The sequence below is a fragment of the Embleya sp. NPDC025285 genome (genome assembly GCF_055558835.1).
This window is the reverse complement of sequence record NZ_JBVHLU010000225.1, coordinates 1-5,590: the sequence shown is the minus strand read 5'-3', so window position 1 is coordinate 5,590 and position 5,590 is coordinate 1. Positions and strand designations below refer to the sequence as shown.

4 protein-coding genes and 1 pseudogene are annotated in these 5,590 nt (G+C 71.5%); 3 read left to right on the top strand and 2 right to left on the bottom strand.

What is annotated here, in order from left to right; translation table 11 throughout:
• Positions 1–102 precede the first annotated feature (102 nt).
• Both ACZ4FV_RS51525 and ACZ4FV_RS51520 read right to left on the bottom strand, forming a co-directional pair.
• On the bottom strand, positions 103–1,695 hold the full coding sequence (locus ACZ4FV_RS51525; RefSeq protein WP_465328332.1) for an amidohydrolase: 1,593 nt from the start codon (positions 1,693–1,695) through the stop codon (positions 103–105).
• Positions 1,692–3,257 carry an APC family permease gene (locus ACZ4FV_RS51520; RefSeq protein ID WP_465328331.1) on the bottom strand — a complete coding sequence of 522 codons (1,566 nt, stop codon included), beginning with the start codon at positions 3,255–3,257 and terminating at the stop codon, positions 1,692–1,694. Before ACZ4FV_RS51520 ends, ACZ4FV_RS51525 begins: the two co-directional genes overlap by 4 nt.
• A gap of 152 nt (positions 3,258–3,409) precedes the next feature.
• Between ACZ4FV_RS51520 and ACZ4FV_RS51515 the strand changes: the two genes are divergently transcribed.
• From ACZ4FV_RS51515 to ACZ4FV_RS51505, 3 genes and pseudogenes are all read left to right on the top strand, one after another.
• Positions 3,410–4,027: a TetR/AcrR family transcriptional regulator C-terminal domain-containing protein gene (locus ACZ4FV_RS51515; RefSeq protein ID WP_395869179.1), complete on the top strand. Its 618-nt coding sequence runs from the start codon at positions 3,410–3,412 to the stop codon at positions 4,025–4,027.
• A gap of 125 nt (positions 4,028–4,152) precedes the next feature.
• A pseudogene (locus tag ACZ4FV_RS51510) lies at positions 4,153–4,365 on the top strand (urease subunit gamma); the annotation flags it as partial.
• Between the two features lie 157 nt (positions 4,366–4,522).
• Complete coding sequence (locus ACZ4FV_RS51505) at positions 4,523–5,557, top strand: agmatine deiminase family protein (protein ID WP_465328328.1); 1,035 nt, start codon at positions 4,523–4,525, stop codon at positions 5,555–5,557.
• The last annotated feature ends 33 nt before the right edge of the window (positions 5,558–5,590 follow it).

Sequence of the window (5,590 nt, the reverse complement as noted above, 5' to 3'; positions counted from 1 at the left end):
ATGCGGCTGCTTCTCCGGCACGCCGATGCACGGCATCCGCCCTTCGGGCTCCTCGCTGCGCTCACGACGCGGCCCGATCCACCAAGATCCGCCGGGCAGGGCCTAGAGCCGATGCACGACCCGTCCCGCGACCACCGTCGCGGTCACCGGCAACTCCGGCAGATCGTCCGGGGCACAGGTGAGCGGGTCGCCGCCGAACATGGTCAGCTCGGCGTGGCAGCCCACCGCGATCCGACCGGCCACCGCTTCCTCGCCCGCCGCGTAGGCCGCCTCGGTCGTGTAGCCGGCCAGGGCCTGCCGGGCCGAGATGCCGACCGAGGCTCCGTACGCCGCGCGGTCGGGCTCGCCCGTCGGACGGCGCAATTGCGCGCCGCCCAGCGTGCGCCTGGGGTCGAACGCGGCGACCGGCCAGTCCGAGCCGAGCGCGACATGGCCACCGGCGGCCAGGATGTCGGCGTAGCGCCAAGCCCGTTCGGCCCGTTCCGGGCCCACCCGGCGCGACCAGTTGTCCGATCCGTCCGGCAGTGACCAGTCCATGTGCGTCGGCTGCATCGAGGCGACCACGTCGAGCGCGGCGAAGCGCGGCACGTCGGCGTCGCTCAGCACCTCGGCGTGCTCGATCCGGTGTCGGGTGCCGAACGGCGCGCCGTGCTCGGCGTACACGTCCAGCGCCCGGGACACCGCGCGGTCGCCGATCGCGTGCGTCCAGGCGGGCAGCCCGGCGCGGGCGGCGATCTCGACCGCGTCGGCGTACCGGTCGAAGTCCTTCCACTGCGATCTGTGCGACTGGCCGCAGCAGTCCGGCTCGTGCAGCCACGCGCCGCCGCCGTCGATCGCGCCGTCGGCGAAGAACTTGACCGCGGCGAGGCGCACCAGGCCGTCCAGGGAGCGCAGTTCGCCGATCCGGTCGGTGAGGTTGTCCACATCGCCGGGTGGGCACCACGGCGCCAATCGCACGCGCATGGTCAGCCGTTGTTCGTCGTTCAGCCCGGCCAGGGTGTCGGCGGTGCGTGGCCCGTCGTCCAGGACATGCACGCCGGTGACCCCGTGTCGGTTCTGCTCGGCGAACAACTTCTGTACCCGCGTCAGGAGTTCGGTGCGCGGCATGGGCGGTACCGCCTGGTAGCCCAGGAAGCACGCGGTCATCTCGTGCAACTCGCCGGTGGGGCCGCGCTCGTCGCAGACGATCTCGCTGCGGTCGGCGAACTCGCGGGGGCCGGTCAGTCCGGCGATCCGCAGCGCGGCCGTGCTCAGCAGCGCGGTGTGGCTGTCCGACATCCACACGAACGCCGGTCGACCGCCCACGGCGTCGTCGATCAGGTCGCGGTGGATGGCGCGGCTGGCGAACGCCGCGTACTCGCCGCCGAAACCGATCACCCAGTCGTCCGGTCCGCACAGCGCGGCCTGTTCGGTGAGTCGGCGCCGGGTCTCCTCCAGGGTGAGCGCGCCGACCAGGTTCGCGCCGCGGGTGGTGTCCGCACCCAGCACCGGGTGTTGATGACAGTCCGTCAGCCCGGGGGTGACGGTGTTCCCGGGCGCGTGGATCACGTCGGTGCGCGGTCCGATCAGCGCGCGCGCGTCGGCGCCCAGGGCGACGATCCGCCCGTCCCGCGCGGCGAGCGCGTCGGTGGTGGGTGCGGTGGGATCCATGGTCAGCACGCGTGCGTCCAGGATCACCAGGTCCGCGGCGGTCATACGGTGCTCCTCTGCGGAATCGGGGTCGGTTCGTCGGCGCCGCGGTCGGCGAAGCTCTCGCTCACCCGCACCTTGTCCTGCGGGCGGGCGACCAGCAGGTACACCACTCCGGTGCCGACCACGACGACGATGCCGAGCACGGCGGCCCAGACCTGGTAGGCCGGTGCGCCGGGCGGGGCGAGGATCTCGCGCGGCCACGCGATGTTGACGAACTCGAAGGCCAGCCAGGCGACCGCGAGCACGTTCAGCGGGGTGCCCCAGCGGCCGAACCGGACCAGGCCGCCGGGCGTCCAGGACCCGCGCAGCCGGGCGATCAGCGCGGCCAACGCGATCAACAGGAACTGGAGGTACATCGCTGCGCTGCCGAAGGTGATCAGGCTGCCGATCGCGGCGCTGTTCAGCGCCAGCAGCAGCGCCAGGCAACTGATCGCGGCGGTGATCACCAGCGCGCCGATGGGCGCCTGCCGCTTGCTCACCACGCGCAGCGCCCGGGATCCGGGCAACACACCGTCCCGGGAGACCGAGTAGACCGAGCGTGCGGCGGCGGCCTGGGAAGCGAGCGCGCACGCGATGAACGCGATGATCACCACGACCACGAACGGCTTGGCCGACCAGGAGCCGAACGAGTTCACCACGGCGGTGGTGACCGGGTCCAGGTCCTCTCCCGCGACCACCTTCGCGGGGTCGGGGTGGGCCAGTTCGGCGGCGACGGCGTTCAGCACGACCAGGCCGCCGACGCTGATCAGGGTCCACCAGATCGCCTTCGGCACGTGCCGGGCGGCGTCCTTGGTCTCCTCGGAGGAGGACACGCACGCGTCGAAGCCGAAGAACGCCCAGCCGCCGACCGCGAGCGCGGCGAGCATCGCGGAGAAGGTCGAGCCGCCCGAGAGCGCCTCGGCGCCCATCGTGTCGGTGAGGATGCCGAAGCCGTTCTCCCGGAAGAGCAGCAGCAGGGCCAGACCCACCCCGAGCGAGGCGAGCGCCTCCGCCGCGATGCCGGCCGCGAGCACCCAGCGCAGCACATCGATGCCGAAGGCGTTGATCGCGGTACAACACAGCAGGAAGATCGCGGCCACCACGACGATTCGGCCCGGCGTGGGATGGGCGTCGAAGAGCGCGAAGAACCACGGCGCGCCCAGATAGACGATCGTGGTGTTGGCGAACACGACCGCGCACATGCCCACCCAGCCCGCGAGCCACGCGTACGTGGGACCGACCAGGCGACGGGCCCACTGGTAGGCGCCGCCCGCGATCGGATACTGCGAGGCCAGCTCGGAGTACACACACATCAGCAGCGCCTGGCCGAGCAGGCAGATCGGCAGCACCCACACCCATGCGGGGCCCGCGATGGTGGTGCCCACCTGCGCGACGGCGTACAGGCCCACGACGGGGGAGACGGTGGCGAAGCCGATGGCGAGGTTGCCCAGCACGCCGAGACTGCGCTTGAGCTCCTGTTCGTAGCCCAATGCGCCGAGTTGTTCGGCGTCGTGGTCGACCACCGGGGTCGATGTGGGCGACACCGACGCGGCGGGCGTCGGTGGGCGAGAAGTGCCGTGGTTCATCGGGACCTCGCAACGGGGACGTTAAAACTTACTTAGTTAGTTTGAGGACCCTAACCTTCGACCGGGTGTAGGGGAAGAGGTGACTTCGAGCTAGGTTGGCAACGCAGAGTGACCGACGGCGGTGCTCGCGAACGGCACGAGGTGAACGCACGATGGGTCGACCCAGCCGCCCCAAACTCGATCGCGAACTGATCGCCAGGGCCGCGGTCGACTTGGTGGACGAGAAGGGAATGGGCGCGCTGACCATGCGGGCCCTGGCCACCCGGCTGGACGTCCAGGGGCCCTCGCTGTACAACCACGTGGCGTCCAAGGAGGAGCTCCTCGACGCGATCACCGTGGTGATAACCCGGGAGATCGACCGCGCACCGCTGGAGGATCCCGACTGGAGGGTCGGCATCACCGCGTTCGCCCGAGGCTACCGGGCGGCCTACCTGCGCCATCCCGAGGCGCTGCCGGTGATCGCCCGCCGGCCGGTGTCCACCGAGCAGGCGCTGGCCGCGTACGACGCCACCGCCCGCACCCTGGTCCGGATCGGTCTGGGCCCGGCCGAGGCGGCCGAGGTGTCCGCGGCGCTGGACTACCTCGTGGTCGGGTCGGTGATCGAGACCTACGTCGAGGGCTTCGTCCGGCCGGTCGAGGACTACCGGGCCGAGTATCCCTCGCTCGCCGATTCGCTGGCCGCGAGCGATCCGAAGACGCTCGACGAGCGCGGATTCGAGACCGGGCTGCGGCTGCTCCTGGACGGTCTGGCGGCGCGCCTGGCCCGCTGAGCGAGCCGCGCCGAGGGCTGCGGGCCCGGCGTGGGAACGGGTCGGCCGACACCCGCCGGGGCGTTGACAGTCGGTATTGAATGGCGTTCAATGCGATTTGAACGCCATTCAATACGGAGGAACGCATGCGGAGGACGCCCACCGAGCGGGACCGGTTGCCGATCTTCACGGCCGCCGGGCCGGCTCGGGCGCGGCGGGCCCGGGAGCTGCGGCCTAACGTGCCCGAGGCCGCCGCGCCGATCGCGGAGACCGTGTGCGAGGCGGCCCGGGATGGTGCCCGGTCGGCCGCCGCGATCGAGGCCGGGCACTCGGTCCTCGGCGTGACCGGCGTGTTGCCGGACCGGGCGGCGACCCGATGCCGACCCGGCGCCGCCGAGCGGCCGTGCGCGGCACGCGCGGTATCGGCCCGGCGACGATGATCCGTTGTTCCCGCGGCCCCGCCGCGGATCCGTTCGTGGATCCATGGTGGGACCCGATTTCCCGAAGGATTTCCCGATGACCAACACCCCGGCCGCAGACGGCTTCTCGATGCCCGCCGAATGGGTGCCGCACGAGCGCACCTGGATGGCCTGGCCCAGCCGTAACGAGACCTTCGGCGAGGAGGACCTGCACACGGCGCGGACCGCGTGGGGCCGGGTGGCCGAGACGATCTCCCGCTACGAGCCGGTGACGCTGATCACCGATCTGGGCGAGTCGGACACCGTCGCGCGGTACGTGCATCGGCCGTTGACCGTGCTGGAGCGGCCGCAGGACGACGCGTGGATGCGCGACATCGGCCCCACCTTCCTGACCGGGCCGCAGGGCGAACTTGCTGCCGCCGACTGGGTGTTCAACGGTTGGGGGGCGCAGGAGTGGGCCTCGTGGGAGCATGACCGGGACATCGCCGAGCACGTGATCGAGGCGTCCGGCGCCCGGCGCTACGCGTCGCGGATGGTCAACGAGGGGGGCGGCATCCATGTCGACGGCGAGGGCACGGTGTTGATCACCGAGACCGTGCAACTCGACGAGGGCCGCAACCCCGGGTGGACCAAGGAGCAGGTCGAGGACGAACTGAAGGCGTTCCTCGGCGTGCGCAAGGTGATCTGGCTGCCGCGCGGTCTGACCCGCGACTACGGGCTGTACGGCACCCGGGGGCACATCGACATCGTCGCGTCGTTCGCCCGCCCGGGCCTGGTCCTCGCGCATGTGCAGCCCGACCCGGCGCACCCGGACCACGAGGTCGGCAAGGAGAACGTGGCGCTGCTGCGCGCCTCCACCGACGCGCACGGCCGTCCGCTCGAAGTGGTCGAGATCCCGGCGCCGACCGTGCTCGAAGCGCACGACGACTGGGTCGACTTCAGCTACATCAACCACTACGTCGCCAACGGCGCGGTGGTCCTGTGCGCCTTCGACGACCCGCGCGACGAGGAGAACGCCGCGACCTTCGGCAAGCTCTTCCCCGGCCGCACCATCGAACTGGTCGACGCCCGCGACATCTTCGCCAATGGCGGCGGCATCCACTGCATCACGCAGCAGCAGCCGAAGGTGTGAGCGAAGGCGGCGGGGCGACGACGTCGCCCCGCC